This window comes from Geodermatophilus sp. CPCC 206100, from assembly GCF_048569675.1.
In the GTDB taxonomy this organism is placed as follows: Bacteria; Actinomycetota; Actinomycetes; order Mycobacteriales; family Geodermatophilaceae; genus Geodermatophilus.
This window is the reverse complement of record NZ_JAQISV010000051.1, coordinates 16,959-38,927: the sequence shown is the minus strand read 5'-3', so window position 1 is coordinate 38,927 and position 21,969 is coordinate 16,959. Positions and strand designations below refer to the sequence as shown.

General features: G+C 73.6%; 16 protein-coding genes and 1 pseudogene. 9 read left to right on the top strand and 8 right to left on the bottom strand.

Going from position 1 to position 21,969, the window contains the following annotated elements; all coding sequences use genetic code 11:
* Positions 1 to 142: 142 nt before the first annotated feature.
* From PGN05_RS21275 to PGN05_RS21255, 5 genes are all read right to left on the bottom strand, one after another.
* Complete coding sequence (locus tag PGN05_RS21275) at positions 143 to 1,117, bottom strand: glucosyl-3-phosphoglycerate synthase (protein WP_419754573.1); 975 nt, start codon at positions 1,115 to 1,117, stop codon at positions 143 to 145.
* Between the two features lie 85 nt (positions 1,118 to 1,202).
* Positions 1,203 to 3,356: a phage holin family protein gene (locus PGN05_RS21270; protein WP_419754572.1), complete on the bottom strand. Its 2,154-nt coding sequence runs from the start codon at positions 3,354 to 3,356 to the stop codon at positions 1,203 to 1,205.
* Positions 3,353 to 3,985, bottom strand: coding sequence for a DedA family protein (locus PGN05_RS21265; protein WP_419754571.1), 633 nt, complete (start codon positions 3,983 to 3,985; stop codon positions 3,353 to 3,355). Before PGN05_RS21265 ends, PGN05_RS21270 begins: the two co-directional genes overlap by 4 nt.
* Positions 3,982 to 4,794, bottom strand: coding sequence for an MBL fold metallo-hydrolase (locus PGN05_RS21260; RefSeq protein ID WP_419754570.1), 813 nt, complete (start codon positions 4,792 to 4,794; stop codon positions 3,982 to 3,984). The genes PGN05_RS21265 and PGN05_RS21260 overlap by 4 nt, the downstream gene beginning before the upstream one ends.
* A 65-nt stretch (positions 4,795 to 4,859) precedes the next feature.
* Complete coding sequence (locus tag PGN05_RS21255; RefSeq protein ID WP_419754569.1) at positions 4,860 to 7,412, bottom strand: putative bifunctional diguanylate cyclase/phosphodiesterase; 2,553 nt, start codon at positions 7,410 to 7,412, stop codon at positions 4,860 to 4,862.
* 154 nt (positions 7,413 to 7,566) lie between these two features.
* Here PGN05_RS21255 and fdh point away from each other — a divergent pair.
* The 4 genes and pseudogenes from fdh to PGN05_RS21235 all read left to right on the top strand — a co-directional run bounded on the left by fdh (position 7,567) and on the right by PGN05_RS21235 (position 13,296).
* Positions 7,567 to 10,857: pseudogene (gene fdh, locus PGN05_RS21250) on the top strand (formate dehydrogenase).
* Complete coding sequence (locus PGN05_RS21245) at positions 10,854 to 11,942, top strand: 4Fe-4S dicluster domain-containing protein (protein WP_419754568.1); 1,089 nt, start codon at positions 10,854 to 10,856, stop codon at positions 11,940 to 11,942. The pseudogene fdh and the gene PGN05_RS21245 overlap by 4 nt, the downstream one beginning before the upstream one ends.
* A 73-nt stretch (positions 11,943 to 12,015) precedes the next feature.
* Positions 12,016 to 13,059, top strand: coding sequence for an NrfD/PsrC family molybdoenzyme membrane anchor subunit (gene nrfD / locus PGN05_RS21240; RefSeq protein WP_419754567.1), 1,044 nt, complete (start codon positions 12,016 to 12,018; stop codon positions 13,057 to 13,059).
* Positions 13,060 to 13,098: 39 nt separating this feature from the next.
* Positions 13,099 to 13,296, top strand: a complete 198-nt coding sequence (locus PGN05_RS21235; RefSeq protein WP_419754566.1) for a hypothetical protein — start codon at positions 13,099 to 13,101, stop codon at positions 13,294 to 13,296.
* Here the strand turns inward: PGN05_RS21235 and PGN05_RS21230 are convergent.
* On the bottom strand, positions 13,289 to 13,861 hold the full coding sequence (locus tag PGN05_RS21230) for a hypothetical protein (protein ID WP_419754565.1): 573 nt from the start codon (positions 13,859 to 13,861) through the stop codon (positions 13,289 to 13,291). The two genes, PGN05_RS21235 and PGN05_RS21230, sit on opposite strands and share 8 nt — an antisense overlap.
* A gap of 1,160 nt (positions 13,862 to 15,021) precedes the next feature.
* Here PGN05_RS21230 and PGN05_RS21225 point away from each other — a divergent pair.
* The gene (locus PGN05_RS21225; RefSeq protein ID WP_419754564.1) at positions 15,022 to 16,395 is read left to right on the top strand and encodes a DUF4832 domain-containing protein; all 1,374 of its coding nucleotides are present in this window, start codon (positions 15,022 to 15,024) and stop codon (positions 16,393 to 16,395) included.
* 503 nt (positions 16,396 to 16,898) lie between these two features.
* Here the strand turns inward: PGN05_RS21225 and PGN05_RS21220 are convergent.
* The gene (locus tag PGN05_RS21220) at positions 16,899 to 17,111 is read right to left on the bottom strand and encodes a hypothetical protein (RefSeq protein ID WP_419754563.1); all 213 of its coding nucleotides are present in this window, start codon (positions 17,109 to 17,111) and stop codon (positions 16,899 to 16,901) included.
* A 243-nt stretch (positions 17,112 to 17,354) separates the two neighbouring features.
* On the opposite strand from PGN05_RS21220, the gene PGN05_RS21215 reads away from it, so the two are divergent.
* From PGN05_RS21215 to PGN05_RS21200, 4 genes are all read left to right on the top strand, one after another.
* On the top strand, positions 17,355 to 18,266 hold the full coding sequence (locus tag PGN05_RS21215; protein ID WP_419754562.1) for an LCP family protein: 912 nt from the start codon (positions 17,355 to 17,357) through the stop codon (positions 18,264 to 18,266).
* Positions 18,267 to 18,271: 5 nt separating this feature from the next.
* Positions 18,272 to 18,502: a hypothetical protein gene (locus PGN05_RS21210; protein WP_419754561.1), complete on the top strand. Its 231-nt coding sequence runs from the start codon at positions 18,272 to 18,274 to the stop codon at positions 18,500 to 18,502.
* Between the two features lie 237 nt (positions 18,503 to 18,739).
* On the top strand, positions 18,740 to 19,465 hold the full coding sequence (locus PGN05_RS21205; protein WP_419754560.1) for a PP2C family protein-serine/threonine phosphatase: 726 nt from the start codon (positions 18,740 to 18,742) through the stop codon (positions 19,463 to 19,465).
* 191 nt (positions 19,466 to 19,656) lie between these two features.
* Positions 19,657 to 20,583, top strand: coding sequence for an FkbM family methyltransferase (locus PGN05_RS21200; protein ID WP_419754559.1), 927 nt, complete (start codon positions 19,657 to 19,659; stop codon positions 20,581 to 20,583).
* Here PGN05_RS21200 and PGN05_RS21195 read toward each other — a convergent pair.
* Positions 20,572 to 21,714 carry a glycosyltransferase gene (locus PGN05_RS21195; protein ID WP_419754558.1) on the bottom strand — a complete coding sequence of 381 codons (1,143 nt, stop codon included), beginning with the start codon at positions 21,712 to 21,714 and terminating at the stop codon, positions 20,572 to 20,574. The two genes, PGN05_RS21200 and PGN05_RS21195, sit on opposite strands and share 12 nt — an antisense overlap.
* Positions 21,715 to 21,969 lie beyond the last annotated feature (255 nt).

The following is a 21,969-nucleotide window of genomic DNA, read 5'->3' as shown; positions in this document are numbered from 1 at the left end:
CCAGGTCGGGCGCCGACCTCGTCGTCGACACGGGCCCCCGTCGCGCCAGGATGCCGGGTCGCGGGGCTCCTGGCACGGCCCCGGCGCGGGATCGGCCGGCCGTGACCGGCCGTGCTGCCGGCCGGGGGCGACCCGGTGACGGTCAGCCGACGACGTCGAGCAGCGCCCGGTACTCCGGCACGCTGATCATGGGCGGTCGCTCGTCGACGGCCACCGGGGTGCTGGAGGGCACGAAGCCGGTCCCGTCGTGGGAGAACTGGGTGAGCAGCCCGCCGGCCTCCGTCCCGAGGGACGCCGCTCGGGCCAGCACCGTCGACACCACCTGGCCGGCCATCCGGCCCAGCGCCTCCTGGCTCTGCGACGTGTGCCGCCGCACCCCGAGGTCGACCTGGGCCAGCCCGCCCAGGCCGGTGAGCCGCAGCAGGTCGACCAGCAGGCCCACCTCCACGCCGTAGCCCGAGACGAACGGGACCTGCTCGAGCACCGACCGGCGGCCGGCGTACTCCCCGCCGAGCGGCTGCACGAACCCGGCGAGCTCCGGCCACAACGCGTTCAGCAGCGGTCGGGCGGTCAGCTCGGTCACCCGTCCCCCGCCCGCGGGCACCGTCGCGCCGGCCATCTCCAGGGGACGGGTGTAGCAGCCCTTCACGTAGTCCACCTGCGGATCGGCCAGCAGCGGGCCGAGCAGCCCGGGGACGTAGTGGGTCACGTCGCCGAGCAGGTCGGCGTCGAGGAAGACGACGAGGTCGCCGGTGGTCGCGGCCAGCGACTTCCACAGCGCCTCGCCCTTGCCGGGGCGGCTGCCGTGGGCGTGCAGGACGTCGGCGGCCGCCACGACGTCGGCCCCCGCGGCCCGGGCGACCCGCGCCGTGCCGTCGGTGGAGTCGGAGTCCACGACGAGCAGCTCGTCGACCAGGGGCACCCGGCGGACCCAGTGCTCGGCCAGGTCGGCGACCAGCCCGCCGACCGTCGTCTCCTCGTCGCGCGCGGGCAGGACGACGCTGACCCGGTGCCCGCCGCGCCGCTTGGCGCGCAGCAGGGCGTCGACGTCGATCGCGGACGGCACGGCCGCCGAGGTCGTGCGCTGCTCGAACCAGGCACGCGCGTCGGGTCTCATCACCCCACCTTCCGCGACGGGGTCGGCCCACCGCCACGGGGCTCGACCATGTTCACGCGTTCGTCACCTCCCGTGCCGCGGCGCGTCACACCCCCACGTCCGCGCTGCTCAGGGCGGTCGGGCTCAGTGCGCCGACGGCTGCGCCCTCCCCGGTCGGCTCGGGGTGGCCGAGGTCGGTGAGCCAGCCCCGGAGTACCCGGTGCAGCTGCTCGGCGCCGACGACCTCCCCCGGCGGGCGGAACGACCGGGGGTGCAGCAGGAAGGCGTGCTGCTGCGGCCCGCCCAGCCCGCCGTGCGACCCCACGTGCGGCTCGAACGGCGAGGCCTCGTCGGTGTCGGGGTCGTAGCGGCTGTTGATGGCGACGTCGGCGCAGTGCGGGAAGGCCGACGCCCGGGCGACCAGCGCGGCTGCGTGCTCGCCGTAGGGCTGCAGCGGGTCCTCGCCGATCACCGTTCCCGACGCCAGCCGGTGCAGTCCGTCGCGGCCGAGCACCACCGGGCCGAACTCCTCGGAGTGCACCAGGACGAAGCCGACGCCGTCGTGGTCGACCAGGCCGGGGAGCAGCCGGGGCCAGTGCCGCTCGATCTCCTCCAGCGAGACCCGGCCGGGGATGTCGGCGAAGGACACCATCGCGGTGTGGCCGGAGACGGCGACCACGACGCCCGGGGCCGTCCGGGGCGCCGGACCCGTCCGATCGGCGGTCAGCTCGTGGTGGTGCGGCACCTCCCCGGCGCGCTCCACGCGCTCCCGCAGCCGGCGGGCGATCGGCCCGCCGCTCTCGGCCAGGGCCGCCCCGACCTGCCAGGTCTCGGCGAGCCGGCGGCTGTCCCGCGGCCCGGTGAGGTGCCGCTCGGGCAGCTCGCCGGGCGCGCCGCACAGCCGGCCGACCAGCTGCTCGACCGACTCCCCGAAGCGGGTCACGAACGCCTCCCCCTGGGTCTGCCCGTGGTCGGACAGGCACACCAGGTGGTACTCGCGGGGGGCGACCTGCGCCGCCCGGTGCAGGCGGCCGAGCTGCTGGTCGATGCTGCGCAGCACCGCCAGGCTGTCGGCCCGTTCCAGGCCGCCGTGGTGGGCGGCCTCGTCGTAGCCGAGGAAGTCGGCGTAGGCCACCGGCCGGCCCGCCATCATGTCCTCGAGCAGGGCGAAGACCACGACGTCGCGCGCGATGACCGTCGTCCCCGGGCGGGCCAGGGGGTAGATGCCGCCGCGCGCCACCCGTGGCCGGACGTCGTCGCGCCGCTCGCGGGCCGCCGCCAGCAGCTCCCGGTGGATGTCGACGGCGGAGACCGCGATCGTGCGCAGCGCGTTCACCGGGTTGGCGAAGTAGGCGTAGTAGCCGGAGCCGACCCGGTCCCGGGCCTGGCGCGGCCGCCGGCTGGCCGCCGGGACGACGTGCGCCAGCGAGCTCATCGTGAGACTGACGTGGGCGGCGTCGCCGGTGAACAGGTTGCCCCGGCTGGCACCGCCGCCGGAGAGCAGCCCGCGACCGTCGGCGTGCGCGCGCTCGATCTCGGCGGCGTCGACGGGGGAGGAGACACGGACGATCCGGTCGCGCTCCTTGTCGTACCAGCGGAACCCGGGCACGTCCCAGTTGGAGCCGTGCAGGATGCCGCAGACCGCCGCGCCCGTCTGCGAGCTCCAGTCGGTGTGCCACGAGGTCAGGGAGTGGCTGCCGGACCGCAGCCACGCGGCGAGGTTGGGCATCGAGCCGTCGCGCACCGCCCGCCGCGCGGTGTCGAAGGAGAGCGCGTCGATCTGCAGGAACAGCACGCCGGGCGGGCGCGGCTCCGTGCCGGCCGCCGCCCGGGCCCGGCGGCGCGCGCGGCGGAAGAACAGCTCGTCCTCGTCGATGGCCAGCGCGCTGCTGACCACGCCGGACACCGCCGCCATGGCGATGCCGAGGGTGACGGCGGTGGGCAGGTCCTCGATCACCACCCCGGGCACGAGGAAGGACAGCCCGAGGACCGCCGCACCCAGCAGCAGGAAGCTGCCCAGGCCGAGGGTGAAGAAGGCAAGCGGCAGCGCGACCCGCATGACCAGCGGCCACACCACCGCCGTGAGCAGCCCGAGCAGCAGGGCGATGACCGGCGGCTGCCACCAGGAGTCCATGGTGAAGTCGGCCAGCCACGCGTCGAGGGCGGCCAGCGCGGCGGTGCTGGCCGCCCAGGTGAGCAGCACACGGGCGGGCGTCCGGCCGCGCTGCAGGACCCGTCCGGACGAGGGACCGCCGCTCATGCCCGACGGCAGGTGGCCGGGTCCGCCTCGGCGGGCTCCTCCGGCACCGGGGCGTGCTTGCGGCGCGCGCTCACCAGGTTGAGCACCGCGCCGACGACCAGCACCAGCACCGTCGCCAGCAGGACGGCGGTCAGCGGGGAGTCGAAGATGCCGCCGCTGACCACGCCGAGGAGCGCGTAGGCCACCGCCCAGAGCAAGGCGGCCAGCAGCGAGGCGGGCAGCAGCCGCCGCCACGGATAGGCCAGCGCGCCGGCCGCCAGGAGCACCGGGATCCGCCCGGCGGGCAGCAGCCGGCCGACGACGATGATCTGCCAGCCGTGCCGGCGGAACTGGTCGCGGACCTCCTCGATCCGGTCCGCGTGCTGGCCGCGGGCGACCCAGCGCACCGCCGCGGGCCCGCCGAAGCGGCAGATCGCGAAGGTCACCACGTCACCGGCCCAGGCGGCCAGCGTGGCCACCAGGAGCACGGCGGGGAGGTTGAGCCCGGACGCGGTCACGGCGAACGCCGCTCCCGCGCCGACCACGGCCCCGGTGGGGACGACCGGAACGACCGATCCCAGCAGGACGCCGCCGAACAGGACCGGGTACCCGATCGCCGAGCCGTCGGTCCACGCCGCCAGCGCGCTCATGTCGGCTCCGTCGCGGGTCGGGGGGCCACCACCGGGGCGCCCGGCTCGGTGACCGCGACGTGGGTGTCCAGGCCGCGGGCAGCGACCGCCGCGGCGAAGTCGCGGGGCGGGTCCACCAGCAGGCGGCGCATCCGGCTCCGCACCCCGGGCAGCAGCGTCGTCCCCCGGACGGCGAGCGTGCCCCAGTGCACCGGGACGACGAGCCGCGGACGCAGCCGCTCGACCGCCTCGGCGGCCGACCGCGGGTCCAGGTGCCCCGGGCCCAGCGAGGGGCCCCATCCCCACACCGGCAGCACGGCCACGTCGACGCCCCGCTGCCCGATCAGGTGCATCTCGTCGAACAGGTCGGTGTCGCCGCTGACGTACACGGTCTGGCCGGCGCCCTCGATCAGGTGCCCGACGGCCGGGGTGTCCGGCCCGGCGGTCGACCGCGGGCCCCACCGGTGGCCGGTGTGGTCGGCGGGGGTGGCCGTGATCCGCAGCGCGCCGTGCGGGAAGGACTCCCCGGGCAGCACCTCGACGACGTGCCGGAAGCCGCGCGAGCGCAGCGACGCCCCGGCGCCCCGGGGGACGGCGATCCGCACGTCCGGCCCCAGCAGCCGCAGCGACGGCAGGTGCAGGTGGTCGCCGTGCAGGTGGCTGACGAGGACCAGGTCCACGCCGGCGTACGTCTCGGGTGCGGGCTGCGGGACGACGCGGCGCAGCGGCCCGACCCGCGGGGTGAGCAGGGGGTCGGTCAGCACCGTGTGCCCGGCCAGCTCGACGCGGACCGTCGAGTGGCCGAGGAAGTGCAGGACCGGGGCAGTCACCGCGCCAGTATCGACCCCGCCGGTGACGTTCCGGGACCGGTTTGACCCCTCCGGGATCACCCTGATCACCCCACAGGGTGGGCGCCCGCCACGGGTGCCAGGCCGGTGGGCCAGTCCCCGGCGGCCAGTCGTGCGACCTCCAGCGGCCGGGAGAGGGCGTAGCCCTGCAGGAAGCGGTGGCCCATGTCCCGCAGCAGCCGCAGCTCCGGCTCGGTGGCGACGCCCTCCACCACGACCGCGAGGTCCAGGCTCCCGCCGAGGTGCAGGACCGATCGGCACAGGGCCTGCCGCTGCGGGTCGTCCTGCATGCCGGCGAGGAACTGCTGGTCGAGTTTGAGCACGTCGATGGGCAGGCCGACGAGGTAGGCCAGGGACGACCAGCCGGTGCCGAAGTCGTCGACGGCCACCCGGACACCGAGCCGGCGCAGCGTCGCGAGGTCCTCGACCACCTCCTCGTCGGCCAGCACGGACTCGGTGAGCTCGACGGTCAGCCGGGACGCCGGCAGGCCGCTGGAGGCGAGCGCGGCCAGGACGTCGCGCACCAGCGAGCCGCCGGCGGCCTGCCGGGCGGAGACGTTGACCGCCACGGCGAGGTCGGGGTCGGGCAGCCCGGCGACGGTGGTGCACGCCTCGGCGAGCACCCAGCGGCCCAGCTCGGTGATCAGCGACGACTCCTCGGCCAGCGGCACGAACTCCGCGGGGGAGATCTCGCCGAAGACCGGGTGCCGCCAGCGCAGCAGCGCCTCGACCGAGACGGTCCGGTGCAGCACGACGTCCACCACGGGCTGGAACGCCAACCGCAGCTCACCCCGGCCGAGGGCGCCGGCCAGGTCGGCGCGCAGGGTGTCGCGGCGGTCGCGCTGGAGGCGCAGCGCCTCGTCGGCGCGACGCACGCAGCCGGGTCCACCCGTGCGGGCGCTGCGCAGGGCCAGGTCCGCGGCGCGCAGCGCCTCGGACGGGTCGGCGTCGGGCGGCACGGCGGTCACGCCCGCCCAGGCGTGCAGCCGCGCCCCGGGGAGTGCGCCGACGGCCGTCACGAGCCGGGTGGCCAGCACCTCGGCGTCGGCCACGGAGCCGGCGACCACGACCGCGAAGTCGCCGTCCTTGGTGCGGGCGAGCCAGTCCTCGCCGCGCAGGCCGCGGGCGAGGCAGCCGGCGACGTCGTGCGCCGGCCCCGGCACGAGCCCCGCGATCCCGACCACGGCCAGCGACCGCGGACGACCGCCGGCCTCGGTGCGCAGCGCGGCCAGCCGCCGCACGAGCGCGGCCCGGTTCGGCAGCCCGGTGTCGGGGTCGGCCAGGGCGAGCTCGAGCAGCGCGGGGCCCGCGTCGGCGGCGGGCGGCGCCGAGGTGATCGCCCGGCAGTAGAGGACGAACGCACCGACGTCCGGGTCCTGCCGCAGGTCCCGCACGGTCGCCTGGATCAGCCGCCACCGGCCGTCGGCGTGACGGACCCGTCCGGTCCGCACGGCGGAGCCGTCGCACGGGGTCGCGGTCAGCACCTCGACGTCGTCGGGGTGCAGCCAGTCGACGAGGCTCCGGCCGACGGCGTCCTGCGGGTCCCGGCCCAGGAGGTCGGCCAGCGCGCGGGACGCGAAGGTCACCCGCATCCGGCCGTCGAGGATGACCACCGGGTCGGCGCTGCTGCGCACCAGGGTGCGGAAGTAGTTCTCGCTGCGCAGCAGGGCCGCGGTCAGCCGGTGCTGGCCGCGCCAGGTGACGACCTGGTGGGCGACCAGGGCGCAGAGACCCAGCACGCCCAGGACGACGTCGAACGGGTCCGCGCGGTGGGCGTCGGAGAGCAGCAGGAGCAGCAGCGTGCCGCCGACGAGCGCGGCCAGGTGCGGCAGCAGGGAGACGGTGGCGCCCACGGCCTGCAGCCGCGGGTCGCCGGGCGCGTCCCGGGGGACGTCGAGCCGCCCGGCCACGCACAGCAGGACGACGGTGACGGCCATCGCGGGGCGGACCCAGGTCCCGAGCGCGGAGGAGGGCAGCCCCGACGCGAGCACGCCCAGCACCAGCGCCGCCGCCATCACCCCCTGCCCACCGAGGAGGACCGCGGCGACCCGCTGGCGGCCACGCGGGACGGTGCCGTGGAACAGCAGGGCGGCGGCCGTGGTGATCGCGACGACCGGCGGGAGGACGACGACGGCGGCGGCCAGCGACCACGGCACCGCGGGTCCGGCGAGCAGCGGGTGCAGGAGGACGTGCACGGCGAGCAGCGTGGCGACGACGAACAGCGCGGCGGCCGTGACCAGCTGCACCCGCCCCGCCGTCCACGAGGCGCCGGTGCGCAGGGCGTCCCGGCGGGCTCCGTCCTGGGCGTCCTCCCCGGCTACCTCCTCACGCTCGTCGCGCTCGCCGCCCCCGCCCGCGACGACGACGGCCAGCGCGTAGCAGCGCCAGGCCCGCGGCGACACGCTCCGGCCGGCGGAGGCGAGCAGCACGGCCGCTCCGATGAGGGTCAGGCCGGCGCAGGCGGCGTCCTGAACTGCCGGGGGTGCACCCAGCAGTGCCGTCGCCGCCGAGAGCAGCGCGGCCGCGACGACCAGCGGCAGGCGCAGCAGCCGGGACGCGCCGGGGGCGGCCGGTCGCGAGGGGGCGGGGACGGAGATCACCCCCGCTCCATCGGAACGGATCCGGCCGCTCTGGAGCCGGGGGCGCGGCGGCTTCCCCGGAAGGGGGAGCGGACCGCGCGCAGGCCCGCTGACCAGGCCCGGGACCGCGGGCCTCGATGCGCCGGATGCGCGGGGACGTGGCAGAGTTCCCCGGGTGAAGACCTGGCTCGACACGTGGCCGGTGTTCCGGCAGCTGACCGGCCCCGACCCGCTCGGACGCGGCAGGGCCGCGCGCAGCAAGGCGACCGAGAACGTGGTGAGCCGCACCGCCACCGCCGACCGCGTCGTCCAGAGCGTCTGCCCGTACTGCGCCGTCGGCTGCGGACAGCGGATCTACGTCAAGGACGAGCAGGTCGTCCAGATCGAGGGCGACCCGGACTCGCCGATCAGCCGCGGCCGGCTGTGCCCGAAGGGCAGCGCGAGCAAGCAGCTCGTGACCAGCCCGACCCGGGTCACCACCGTCCGGTACCGCCGTCCGTTCGGGACGGAGTGGGAGGACCTCGACCTCGACACGGCGATGGAGATGATCGCCGACCGCGTCCTGGAGGCCCGCCGCAAGGGCTGGCAGGTCGAGAACAACGGCAAGCGCGTCAACCGGACCATGGGAGTAGCGAGCCTCGGAGGGGCGACCCTCGACAACGAGGAGAACTACCTCATGAAGAAGCTCTACAGCGCCCTGGGCGCGATCCAGATCGAGAACCAGGCCCGCATATAGCACTCCGCGACGGTCCCCGGTCTGGGGACCTCGTTCGGACGTGGCGGTGCCACGAACACCCTCGAGGACCTGGCGAACGCCGACTGCATCGTCATCGAGGGCTCGAACATGGCCGAGTGCCACCCGGTGGGCTTCCAGTGGGTGTCGGAGGCCAAGGCGCGCGGCGCGAAGATCGTGCACATCGACCCGCGGTTCACCCGGACCAGTGCGATCGCCGACCTGCACGTGCCGATCCGGGTCGGCACCGACATCGCGTTCCTCGGCGGGCTGATCCGGTACGTGCTGGACAACGACCTGTACTTCGAGGAGTACGTGGTCGCCTACACCAACGCCGCGGCGCTGGTCAGCGAGGACTTCGTCGACGCCGAGGAGCTGGACGGGGTCTTCTCCGGGTTCGACCCGGAGACGCGCACCTACGACGAGGCCAGCTGGCAGTACGAGCCGGAGGAGGCCCCGCACTCGGGGTCGGACGACCCGGCAGGGGCGGCCGAGCAGAAGGCGGCCGAGCAGCACCCCGACGTCAAGAAGGCCGACAAGGCGCAGGCCGCCGGCAGCGGCGGCCCGCCGATCGCGAGCAAGCCCAAGCGCGACGAGACGCTGCAGCACCCGCGCTCGGTCTTCCAGGTGCTCAAGCGGCACTTCGCCCGCTACACACCGGAGATGGTCGCCGAGGTCTGCGGCATCGAGCCGCAGGTGTTCCTGCAGGTGGCGCGCTGGATCACCGAGAACAGCGGGCGTGACCGGACGACGGCGTGGGTCTACTCGGTGGGCTGGACGCAGCACAGCGTCGGCGCGCAGTACATCCGCACCGCGTCGATCCTGCAGACGCTGCTGGGCAACATCGGCCGTCCCGGCGGCGGGATCATGGCGCTGCGCGGGCACGCCAGCATCCAGGGGTCGACCGACGTCCCGACGCTGTTCAACCTGCTGCCGGGCTACCTGCCCATGCCGCACGCGCTCCAGCACCAGACGCTGGAGGACTACGTCGCCGACGCGGCCGGCAAGGGCGGGTTCTGGGGCAACAAGCCCGCCTACATGGTCAGCCTGCTCAAGGCCTGGTTTGGCGACGCCGCGCAGCCGGAGAACGACTTCTGCTTCGACCACCTGCCCAAGATCGACGGCGACCACAGCTCCTACCGGACCATCGCCGACATGATCAAGGGGAAGGTCTCCGGTTACTTCCTGGTCGGGGAGAACCCCTCGGTCGGCCACCCGAACGGCCGGATGAACCGCTTCGGCCTGGCCAACCTCGACTGGCTGGTCGTCCGCGACCTGCAGCTCATCGAGTCGGCGACCTTCTGGAACGAGTCGCCGGAGATCGAGACCGGGGAGCTCGCTCCGGAGTCGATCGGGACCGAGGTCTTCTTCATGCCCGCGGCCACGCACGCGGAGAAGGAGGGGACGTTCACCCAGACCGAGCGTGTCCTCCAGTGGCGGCACAAGGCGGTCGAGCCGCCGGGCGACGCCCGCAGCGACCTGTGGTTCTACTTCCACCTGGGCCGGATCCTGCGGGAGCGGCTGGCGGACTCCACCGATCCGCGGGACCGCCCGCTGCTCGACCTCACCTGGGACTACCCGCTGGAGGGGGAGACGCAGGACCCGAGCGCGGCGGCGGTGCTGCGGGAGATCAACGGCGTGGGACCGGACGGCCGCGCGGTCTCCGGCTACATGGACCTCGCGGACGACGGCTCGACGTCCTGCGGCTGCTGGATCTACTCCGGCGTCTACGCCGACGAGGTCAACCAGGCGGCCCGGCGCAAGCCGCACCGCGAGCAGGGCCCGGTGGCCTCCGAGTGGGGCTGGGCCTGGCCGTACAACCGCCGGGTGCTCTACAACCGCGCCTCGGCCGACCCGTCGGGCCAGCCGTGGAGCGAGCGGAAGAAGTACGTCTGGTGGGACGAGGAGGCCGGCCGCTGGGTCGGGGACGACGTCCCCGACTTCGAGGCGCAGAAGCCGCCGTCCTACGTGCCGCCGGAGGGCGCCAAGGCGCAGGACGCGCTCGCCGGGACCGACCCGTTCGTCATGCAGGGCGACGGCAAGGCGTGGCTGTACGCGCCCGCGGGGCTGGTCGACGGGCCGCTGCCGACGCACTACGAGGCGGCCGAGTCCGTCGTCGAGAACGCGCTGTACAAGCAGCAGGCCAACCCGACGATCGAGCGGATCGAGGGGCCGTGGAACCGGGAGAACCCCTCGCGCAGCGAGGTCTTCCCGTTCCAGGTCACCACGTACCGGCTGACCGAGCACCACACGGCCGGTGGGATGAGCCGCACCCTGCCCTACCTGTCCGAGCTGCAGCCGGAGTTCTTCGTCGAGGTGAGTCCGGAGCTGGCCGAGCTGCGGGGGCTGCGCAACGGGGAGTTCGCCACGCTCGTCAGCGCCCGGACGGCGATCGAGGCCAAGGTGCTGGTCACCGAGCGCCTGCGGCCGATCCGGCTGCGGGACGGCCAGGTCGTGCACCAGATCGGCATGCCGTACCACTGGTCCTACAGCGGCATCTCCACCGGAGACTCCGCCAACGACCTGCTCGGCATCGTGCTGGACCCGAACACGCACATCCAGGAGGACAAGGTCAGCACCGCCGACATCCGGCCCGGACGCCGCCCCCGCGGGCCGGAGCTGCTGGAGTTCGTGGAGTCCTACCGGCGGCGGGCCGGGGTGGCCTCGGGGCTGGTGGGCGTCAACGGGCGCGACCCGGTCGAGGCGTCGGCCGGAGAGGGATCGCAACTGTGACCTCGATCAGCTCGGCGAGCCCCGCCTTCACCGGCCGGGATCCGGACAACCGGCTGTACGGGCCGCTGCCCGACGTCCAGGCCGAGGCCGGCTACGAGGCCGACCACCCGGCGCGGGTGGGCTTCTTCACCGACACCTCGGTCTGCATCGGCTGCAAGGCCTGCGAGGTGGCGTGCAAGGAGTGGAACCTCCTGCCGATGGACGACTCGCACGGCACGCGGGACGTCATCGGCCTGTCCGGGATGTCCTACGACAACACCGGGCAGCTCGGCGCCAACAGCTGGCGGCACGTGGCGTTCATCGAGCAGAGCCGCGCGGTCGACCTGCCGATGCCGAGCGTCGGGCCGCCGTCCTCGGTCGGCGCACCCGGCGGCACCGGGGACGCGACCGCGCCGCCCACCGACGCGCTGGGTCTCGGTGCCGACGAGGTGCTGTCCGCGCAGACCAGCGTGCTCAACGCCGAGGCGCTGAGCGAGTACGACCCGCAGACCGGCCAGACCGGCGCGGACAAGCAGATCCGCTGGCTGATGAGCTCGGACGTGTGCAAGCACTGCACGCACGCCGGGTGCCTGGACGTCTGCCCGACCGGTGCGCTGTTCCGCACCGAGTTCGGCACCGTCGTCGTCCAGGGCGACATCTGCAACGGCTGCGGCTACTGCGTCGCGTCCTGCCCGTACGGCGTCATCAACCAGCGCAAGGACGACGGCCGGGTGTTCAAGTGCACCCTCTGCTACGACCGGCTGACCGACGGGCTGCAGCCGGCGTGCGCGAGCGCCTGCCCGACCCAGTCGATCCAGTTCGGCAACCTCGACGAGCTGCAGGCCCGCGCCGACGCCCGGCTGGCCACACTCCAGGCGCAGGGTGTGGAGACCGCCCGCCTCTACGGCCGGGACGAGAACGACGGCGTCGGCGGCAACGGCGCGTTCTTCCTGCTGCTCGACGAGCCGGAGGTCTACGGCCTGCCGCCGGACCCGATCGTCACCACCCGCGACCTGCCGGCGATGTGGAAGGCCGCGGGGAAGGCGGCCGTGATGATCGTCGGAGTGGCGCTGTCGGCCGTCCTCGGCTCGCGGAGGTCCACGTGACCGAGCTCGCGAGGTCACGCGGGGGCACAGCACCGCGCGGCACAGTTCCGACGAGCGCCGGCGAGGAGGAGCTGTGACCGAGGGGATCGCGACACCGGGGGCGGGCTGGCGGCGGGCCGGGGGCTCCGACGTCACCGAGAGGCCCGGCGGGCGGCGCCGGCGGCGCGGCGGAGGGCGCTCGCGCGGCGAGGTGCCGATGGTCGACGAGGCCGAGTTCACCTCGTACTACGGCCGGCAGATCGTCAAGACGCCGGTGTGGAAGAGCCCCGACGTCCCGCTGTACCTCTTCCTCGGGGGTGCGGCCGGGTCGTCGGCCATCCTCGGTGCGATCGCCGACCTCACCGACCGGCCGCACCTGACCCGGGTGACCCGGCTGGTCTCCGGGGGCGGGGCGATCGCCTCGGTGGTCTTCCTGGTCCACGACCTCGGCCGGCCGGAGCGGTTCCTGCACATGCTGCGGGTGCTCAAGCCGACGTCCCCGCTGTCGGTCGGCACCTACATCCTCTCGCCGTTCAGCGCGGCGGCCGGGGCGACGGCGGCCGTGGAGCTGCTGGGCTGGTTCCCCCGGCTCAAGCGCTTCGGTGGGGTGGTGGCGGCACTGTTCGGCGGGCCGCTGGCCAGCTACACCGGGGTGCTGCTGGGCAACACCGCCGTGCCGTCCTGGCACGCGGCGCACACCCAGCTGCCCTACCTCTTCGGGGCCTCGGGGATGGCTGCCGGCGGCGGCATCGCGATGGCGCTGAGCCCCGTCTCCGAGGCCGGCCCGGCCCGGAAGATGGCGGTGGCCGGTGCGGTGATCGAGCTGGCCGTGACCCAGCGGGTGGAGAGCGACCACGGGATCGTCAGCGAGCCCTACCACCAGGGTCGGCCGGGAGCCCTGCTGCGGGCGGCGAAGGCGTGCACCGCGGCGGGGGCGGCGCTGACCGTGGTCGCCGGGCGCCGGCGGCTCGGCGCGGTGGCCTCGGGGGCGCTGCTCGCGGCCGGATCGCTGCTGACCCGGTTCGGGGTGTTCGAGGCGGGCCTGGACAGCACCCGGGACCCGAAGTACGTCGTCGTTCCCCAGCGGGAGCGGATCGAGGCCCGCGAGAACGGCCACGCGTCCACCATCACCCGCTGAGCCCGCGTCCAGGAGGGCGTCGCCCGGCGAAGGAGGACCGTGGGTGTCCTCGTCCTCCTCGTCCCGGCGCTGCTGGTGGTCGTCCTCGGGTACGCCGTCGGCCACGCGCTGTGGTCCGCGCTGGGCGGCCCGGGGCCGGAGCTGGTCGGCTGGCTGACCGGGCTGGTGCTGCTCGGCGTCGTCGTCTGGGCCCTGCTGCGGGCGCGGCGGCGGTCCCGCCGTGGGCGGGTCAGCTGACGCAGACGGCGCCGGTGCCCGCGGCGGTGGCGTTCGCCAGTGCGGTGGTGGCGCGGAGCAGCACCTCGCGGGCGGGGACGCCGGGCACGAGGAGGGTGACGCCGGCGCAGACGCCGAGACCGGGGACGCCGAGGCGGCTGATGGCGCCGACCACGCGCGCGGCCGCGGTCACCGCGCCGTGGATGCCGCCGCTGAGGACCAGGGCGAACTCGTTCGGGCCCGACCGGCCCAGCCAGTCGTCCCCGCGCACGGAGCTGGCCACGATCGAGGTGGCGGCGGCCAGGCAGCCGGCGGCGGCCGGCCCGTCGACGTCCGGCCGGTGCAGGCCGAGGACGATCAGGCAGTCGGGGATCTCCTCGACCACGGCGAGCCGCTCGGCCAGGTGGGCGAGCACCGAGTCGGGGCCCGGCAGGAGGCTCGTGACGTCGGGCTCCGGGGGCAGCACGGAGGTGACCGACCGGTAGGCCGTCGTCGGGTCGTACGCGGTGTCCATGCGCACGGGATCGGCGGGGGAGCGGACCGGGTTGAGCCGTGCCCGCAACTGCCACCCGATCGTGTGCATCACGACGCGGGCACGATCGGAACGGAACGGCTCCGTTCCCTGCCAGAAGGACCTACTGTCCCGCGCGGGGCGGAGGGTCGGCGGACTGGCGAACGTCGGTCCGGGGGCTGACGGGGGCACGGTGACGGCGAGCCGCGGAGGCCGCCCGCCGGTACCTGCGCACGACGATCACCGAGACGCGGGCCGACGGCTCGGGCGTGCGCTACGTCGCGTCGGGCCCGGGCGGCCTGGTGCGCCAGATGGCGCTGCGGGTGAGCTGGCAGGAGCTGGCCGCGGACCGTCGGCGGGGTACCTGACGGTGGCGGAGCACCTGGTCGAGCGCCCCCCGGCTGTTCGGCATCCCGCTGGACCCGCCGACGGTGCCGGCCCTGTGGTCGGCCCGCCGGTTCTCCGCCGCGCTGCGCGCCGAGCTGGCCGGGGTGCCACGGCCGGGACCGGGGTCGGACGGTCCGGCGGCGCCGACGACGTGGCTCCCGGACGGTCCGGTGGGCCCCGCGGATGGCCTGCCGTCGCCGCGATCCCCCCGCATCTCCCGCACTCTGTGGACCTAGGTCTCGGCCGGGCGCGGTGCATCCACGGCGAGGTGGCGGTCCCTGTCTCTGAGGCCACAGAAGGCGGATGGGGAGCCACAGCTTTCCCGATGGACACCTCAAGCACTCCGGCAACCACGCATCCCCGTCGGTCCGTACTCACCGACGCACGATGGCGCAGTGAGAACTCGGCACGATTCGGTCAACGGCCACGGGGACGAAGAGGTCAGGTCCGACGCCGTCGCTGTCCCGACAGGATCAGTGACTGCGGGCGCCTCGGCTGTGGAGCGGCCTGGCGCCCGCCGGTGGCCCCGTGTCGTCGCGTGGACGGCCGCCATGGCGGTTCTCCTCCTCGTCGGAGGGGGGTTCAGCGCCTCGACCGGGACCGCGTCGGACCGGGCACGCCACGAGGGTGGTGTGTCTACGATCCAGCCCGCGCGGACGGAGTCCGCCCCGGGGGGTCGGGCGGTGCCGGGTGCGAACCGGGGTCGCGGGCACGGAACGGCGGACTCACGCTCGACCAGCCCAGCGTCGTCGACCTCGGCACCGCCCACGGCGTCGGCGCCGCCTACGGCCTCGGCACCGCCTACGGCCTCGGCACCTTCCACCGCGCCGACCGCAGCATCCTCCGTCGTGCCGGCGCCTGCGGGCAGCGATCCCTCCCGGACGGTCACCCTTCTCCCTGAGTCTCCTGACTACCTGGCCAACCCCGGAACGGGATACCAGGGATGGACGCACGATTCGGGAGCGCTCCCGCAGTCGACGGAGTACCGGCGTGGCGAGCACCCGGCTCAGGGGGGCTTCGACTGGGCGACCCTCAACCCTGGCCCTGGCGTCTTCGACTGGGCTCCGATCGACACGTTCCTGGCCGAGTGTGCGGAGCGCGGGGAGCGAGGCTCGTTCCGGGTCTACACCATGAACGGTGCCCCCTACGGCACGCACCGTGTGCCACCGTGGGCCCTCGACCGGGGCGTCGTCATCCGCCAGACCGCCGAGCGAGAGCCGGACTACCGGGATCGCGACTACCAGCGCTACTGGGGAGACTTCGTCGACGCCCTGGCGAAGCGCTACGACGGTGACCCCCGCATCGCCTTCATCGACATCTCGGGTTACGGCCTGTTCAACGAGTGGCAGGCCAACGACCTGACCGATGCGTCTGACGAAGCCGGCCTCGCGGACTCGGTCGACTCCTCGACGCGCCGCCATCTGGTGCACATGTTCGTCGGTGGCTCAGGGGCGGCCCGAGTCGTGGAGCAGGACGGCGTGTCGGACGGAACTCTGCTCTATGCCCACCCGGGGTTCCGTACGACCCAGTTGCTCATGCCCTACGGCGGCATCTGGGCGAGCAGTCGCTACGTCGCGACGCACTACCCTCACGTCGGCTTCCGGAACGACGCGCTGTTCACCAGGCACGCCGACCTCGAGGTCCTGGCGCTCATGGGCTACGGGGTCACCGACATCTGGCGAACGGCACCCGTGGTGTTCGAAGCTGCAGGGCCGCCCCCGGCGGGGGCGGAGGCCGCCGCCGCGCAGACCCTTCGCGGGATGGGCGCCAGCTTCCTGCACGAGAACGCCGTGATGACGGACCGGAGCGCGCTCGAGCGCCTCGTGAGCCCGCTGGGTTACCGCTACCACCCCTCTCGCGTCAGCAGTCCGCCGTCCGTCAGCACGAGTGAGCGCCTCGATGTCGAGACGACGTGGACGAACACCGGGAACGCCCGCGCCTACCCGCGGATGGGGCAGGACTTCGTCCTCGCCTACGCACTCGCGGACGAGGCAGGCGCGGTCGTGGCCACGTGGCAGACGGACCACGGTGTGTCGGAGTGGTTGCCGCGAGACCAGCACGTCGTCCGGGACGCCTTGCCGCTGACCGGTGTGCCCGCGGGCACGTACGACCTCTTCCTCGGCGTTGCGCAGCGAAGCACGGACACCCGCATCGCGCTGCCCCTCGCGGACACGCGGCCGGACGGGTGGTACCCGGTGACGACGGTGTCGCTCCGAGGATGACCCGTGACCACTCCGCTGCCGACTCACCTGCCCGCTGGGTGGCCGGCGGGCGGCGCAGGCGAGCGAGGTCGCGAGCCCGCCCGCGATCGAGTGGTGTGGCGTCGTGATGACCCCCTGTGACGGCGCAGTCGGAACGTTCAGAACTGAACCGTTCCGCGCTGTCTCAGATTGACCTCCACCCCTGCGCCGCTTACCGTCACGGCGTCCCACGGACGCCCCCCGGGCGACGGATGTCTGAGAGGGCCCCTGCAGTGCACGCTCCGGGTGAGGAACCGACGTCAGAATCGGCGTCGGGTGACGAGCGTCCGCGCTCCCACCTCCGCCCGGTCAAGGCCCCGGTGCGACCCGCGCCCGTCGAGGGACCCGCCTGCGGGGGCTGCGGTCACGGCCGTACGGCCCACGAGCACTACCGGTCCGGCAGCGACTGCGCGCTCTGCACCTGCGCCAGGTTCCGCCGCGGCTGGTCGATCTTGCGCCGGCACCCACATCGGGCCGGTTGAGGGCTAACGCCGGCGCGTGGCCACCAGCAGGCCGGCCTCCGAGAGCAGCCCGGCCGCCCAGCCGCAGACGACGAAGACGTCGCCCTTGTGCACCCCGTGCTCCGCTGTCACCCGGAACAGCACCGGCCCGTCGTTGAGGTACTCGCCGGTGACCAGCAGGAAGGCGAAGACCGTGAGGATGCCGGCGACGACGGCGGCGAACAGCCAGCGGAGCACCGGACGACGGTAGCCGTCCGACTCGATGAACCGCGGTCTCGGCGCGGCTGTCAATCCACCGTGAGGAACTGACTGCACTCTGTGGCGATCATGCATGACGACGTCGACGATGGTCGAGTGACGAACGGGGGGCCGAGACACGAGGCGCCGGCCTCCTCCGACGGTTCCCAGGTGACCCCACCGGTGATCGCGCCAGGGGGCCGACGGCATCGGCACCGCGCGCACCGCTCGCGACTCCGCACGGTGCTCATCGCTCTCCTCGGCGTCCTCGTCGTCGGCGCCGGGCTGGTCATCGGGTTCGGGACGCAGCAGGTCGACACCGCAGCGGAGGACGTCGGGCGGGTCGGCGAGGCCTTCCCGCCGGAGGAGTCCCGCCCGGAGGCGCCGCCGGCCGTCGCCGCGGACGCGCTGACCTTCCTCGTCGTCGGCGTCGACCCCGAGGACGTCGACACGCGTGCCAGCAGGGCCGAAGCGGCCCTGCTGGTGCGCCTGACCGGCGACCGCCAACACCTCCAGGTCGTCTCCCTCCCCCTGGACACCTGGGTGGCGGGCCAGGAGGCGACGCTCGAGGCCGCGTTCGGCTCCGCGGGGCCGCAGGGCGCGGTCCAGGCCGTGGAGACGCTGACCGGCGTCCGCGTCGACCACTACGCCGAACTCGACTACTCCGGCTTCGTCACCGTCACCGACGCGCTGGGCGGCATCACCGTCGACGTCCCCGAGGCCTATCGCAACCGTGGCATCGACTTCGCCCCCGGGCCGCAGCGGATGGACGGTGCCGCGGCGGTTGCCTACGTCCGGGACGAGAGCGCCGCGACACGTCCGGGTGCGCCGGAGCGGCAGCAGCGGGTCGTGCAGGCGCTGTTCGCGCGCATCGGGGAGCTGGGGGCCTTCTCCGACCTGGGCCGGCTGACCGACCTGCTGGGCTCGGTCACGAGCGCCCTGCGCGTGGACGACTCGCTGGCCGACGAGGACCTCGTGGCGACGGCGTGGGACCTCCGCGGCGTGGCCGCGCCGGAGTTCGTGAGCGCACCGGTCGGCGGGTCCGGCGTCGAGGGCGGACAGCCGGTGCAGCACCTCGACGAGAACCGCGCCACCGCGCTGTGGGGCTATCTCCGCGACGACTCGCTGGCCGCGCACGTCGGCGAGTTCGGCTGACCGACGTGTCCCGCGCCCGCGGCCTCCGGTCGCTGTGGCTGACCGTGCCGATGTACGCGGTGCTGGTGCTCGTCGTCGTGCTGGACGTTCGGGCCGCCGTGTTCTGGGGGCGGGTGGGCGGCTCGCTGGGCACGCGGGTCGCGTTGGCGGCCGGCGTCATCGCGCTGCTGGCCGCGCTGCTGCTGGCTTTCGACGTCCGGCGGCAACTGCAGCTCGCCCGCGACCTGCGCCGCTGAGGGGCCGGTCTCTGGCCGGTGCGAGCAGCCCCGCCCGGCCTTGGCGATGAGCGGTACAGCATCGGTGGCCGGGGGGTGTTCGGAGGCGCGTCCCCGTTCGCCTCCGGCGGGGTTGATCGACCCGGCGCTGCCGCCGGTCCCGCGCGTGTCCTGCCAGTTGGCTCGAGACCTTCTAGGCTCGTCGCGCCCGCCTTCCCCGTGGGTCCTTCTGTCGTCGATGTGTGTTGTGGAGTGTGGATGGCGCCGGTCGAGCTGACGTGGGGGGCCGCCACCGTGACGGGGCAGCGCGAGGACAACCAGGACAGGTTCCTCGCCGAGCCGCCGGTCTTCGCCGTGGCCGACGGCATGGGCGGACACGCGGGTGGTGCCGCAGCCGCCGAGACGGTCGTGGAGGCGTTGCGCGCGCTGACCGGGTCGGAGACGACGACGGTGGAGAAGATCCGCCTCGCCTTGCTGCGGGCGGACGGTGAGATCCGTGCCTTCCGCGGACCGGACACCGCCGGTGCCGGGACGACAGTCGCCGGGGTTGCGCTCGTCGACGAGGGCGACGGCCCTCAGTGGGCGGTCTTCCACGTCGGGGACTCGCGCGTCTACCGGTGGCACGACGGGCAGCTCGAGCCGCTGACCACGGACCACTCGGTCGTGCAGGAGCTCATCGACGCCGGTTACATCTCCGACGAGAGCGCCGCCACGCACCCGCAGCGGCACATCATCACCCGCGCTCTGGGGGTGGGCGCGCGCAGCGAACCCGACGTCGCACTGCTGCCGATCGTGGCCGGTGAGCACTTCCTCGCCTGCTCCGACGGCCTGACCGGGGAGCTCGACGACGGCCGCCTGGCTCAGGCGATGGCGGCAGGTGTGAACCCCCACATCGCGCAAGCACTCACCTCCGAGGCTGAACACGTCGGCGCCCGTGACAACGTGACCGTCGTCGTCGTCGGTGGTCGACTCGCGACTGTCTGACGCTCCCGAGCTCCGAGGAAGCGGTGTGTGGGGGGACGACGCGTGCTGCGGCCCCTCGGGCGGCACCGCACCGTCGAGATGTGCGGTGTGCGCCCGTGTCGGAGACTCCTCGGGCGGAGCTCCGTCAATCAGTGGCCGACAGAGCGCCTCGGGCTGAGCGGCCCGCACGACTCTGCGAGGAGGCAAGGTCGATGCCTGAGGGATTCGAGCCACCATCCGTGCCGGATGTCTGCGCAGGAGCCGGCGAGCACCCTACGCAGGCAGTACCGCTCCACGACGACCTCGTCTACGACGTGGGCATGCACCTCGGCGAGGACACCGCCTTCTACCTCCGCAAGGGCTATCGCGTTCTCGCCTTCGAGGCGAACCCCGACCTCCTGTCGCACAACACGCGGCGCTTCTCGCAGGAGATCGACGCCGGCAGGCTCGAGATCCTCCACGGTGCGATCTCCGACAGCCCGGGGGACTCGGTCTCCTTCTACGTGCACCCGACCAAGACGGTGTGGGGTACCACGCAACCTCAGTGGGCAGAGCGGAACGCGAACCGCGGGGAGAGTGTCCGCGTCGAGGTGCCGCGAGTCGATCTCTCGGCGGTCATCCGCTCACACGGGATGCCCTGGTACATGAAGATCGACATCGAGGGCGCCGACCTCTTCTGTCTCGAGGTGCTCAAGGGCTTCTCGCCGAAGCCCGCCTTCGTGTCCATCGAGTCCGAGAAGGAGAACTGGTCGCGACTCGTGCAGGAGATCGACCTCCTGGCTGATCTCGGCTTCGACCAGTTCGCTGCGGTCCAGCAGGAGGGCGTGCACCGCCGACTGCGCCAGTTCCGAGGGCGGACGCGCAGCGGTGCAGCCTTCGTGCACGACTTCGAGGAACACTCCTCCGGGCCGTTCGGCGCCGACCTGCAGGGATGGGTGGACCGTCCCGAGGTGCTCCGCAGGTACGCGCGCGTCTTCGCCGAGTACAGGCTCCTCGGCGACGAGTCGCTGCTCCAGCGCACGCGCATCGGGTTCGTCGCACTGAAGGCCATCTCGCGAGTAGTCAGACGGCCGCTGCCCGGGTGGTACGACACCCATGCCGCTCGCAGCGACGTCGTCCAGTTGACGTCAGCGGAGTAGCGCGTCGTAGACGTGTTGGACCTCGTTCGCCACGCGGTCGATCCGGAAACCTCGTTCATAGACCTCCCGGCTGCGCGCGCCGAGGGTCTCGAGAGTGGTTCGCTCTCGCCAGGCCGAGCTGATGATCGCAGCGATCCCTCGAGGTGATTCGTCGGCGCCGTACAGCCACCCGTTCTGACCTGCGGTGACGACATCTCGGAGACTGCCGACATCGGGGGCTGCAACGGGCACGCCGGCGGCGCAGGCCTCGATCACCGACAGTGGGAGGCCCTCCTGGCGGGAGGTCAGCAGAAAGAGATCGCACTCGGCCAAGGCTGCGACTGCGTGCCGATCGGCTCCCGTGAACCTCACTCGGGCCTCCAGTCCCTTCCTGGCCACCAGTCCTCGGGCGTGTCCGAGGAGGGGGCCATCCCCGATCCAGCGCCCTCGTGCGGGAACTCCCTGCTCGCAGAGTTCCTGGACGATCTCCACGAATCTCGCGGGGTTCTTGTTCTCGTCCACGCGGGCGATGTTGAGGAGGTTCAGGGCGTCCCCGGGAGGCGTTCCGCGAGACCGTCGGAAGCCGTGGTCGCGCACGCCGTTCCGCACGACGAAGACTCGGCCGGAGGGGCGCTTGTACTCGTCGATGAGCATGCTCGCGACACCTCCGCCGACCGCGATCAGTGCCTGTCCGCGAAAGGAGAGAAACCGCCGACTCGCAGGCGTGAAGATCGCATGGACGTGCTCTACGTGAGCCAGGGGACGCCTCCCTCTCGCCAACCACGTCGCGGCGGACACCCCTCGTTGGTGCGTGTGGACGACGCTCCACGGGCGGTGACGGAGGAGGGGGCGGATGGCCAGTAGTGCGCGCGGTAGCGGCAGGTGGCGTCCGGGGAGGTCGAAGCGCTCGATGTCCGGGTGGAGTTCCGTCCACAGTTCGCCCGGCCCGGCGGCGACGGCGACACTGTGCCCTCTGGCGACCTGCTCGTTGGCGAGGTCCACGAGCACGAGTTGCGACCCACCGAGTTCGAGGTTGTCGGTGATGTGCAGGATGTCGAGCGGTCGAAAGTGCACGTGCTGCTGTCCCGCCTTCTCGGTGCGCTCCTCGACCAGCCGAGCGGTCAGGCCGCTGAGTGCGCCACCCAGGAGCAACCGGTCGAGCGGTGTCTGTGTGGTGGGTCGGGGTGCAGATGTCGCTGCGCATGGTGCCACCGGTCGGGGGGTTGCCTCCCGTCGAGTGCGGTCGTCTGCACCGATGGGGGGAGACGGCGCCCTGACGTCCTGGTGATCGCGGGAGCACCCATCGGTCCCAGCGCGCGTGGACGGGCCACCGCCCGTGCGCCGGAGAGTGGAGTGGTGCGCACGATGTCCCGCGGAGGAGCCCGCATCACCCGACTCCTCAGATGG

What these genes read in the sequence shown, in the direction of transcription:
- PGN05_RS21275 (WP_419754573.1), bottom strand. Translation starts at nt 1,117, where the DNA reads ATGAGACCCGACGCGCGTGCCTGGTTCGAGCAGCGCACGACCTCGGCG.
- PGN05_RS21270 (WP_419754572.1), bottom strand. Translation starts at nt 3,356, where the DNA reads ATGAGCGGCGGTCCCTCGTCCGGACGGGTCCTGCAGCGCGGCCGGACG.
- PGN05_RS21265 (WP_419754571.1), bottom strand. Translation starts at nt 3,985, where the DNA reads ATGAGCGCGCTGGCGGCGTGGACCGACGGCTCGGCGATCGGGTACCCG.
- PGN05_RS21205 (WP_419754560.1), top strand. Translation starts at nt 18,740, where the DNA reads ATGGCGCCGGTCGAGCTGACGTGGGGGGCCGCCACCGTGACGGGGCAG.
- PGN05_RS21200 (WP_419754559.1), top strand. Translation starts at nt 19,657, where the DNA reads ATGCCTGAGGGATTCGAGCCACCATCCGTGCCGGATGTCTGCGCAGGA.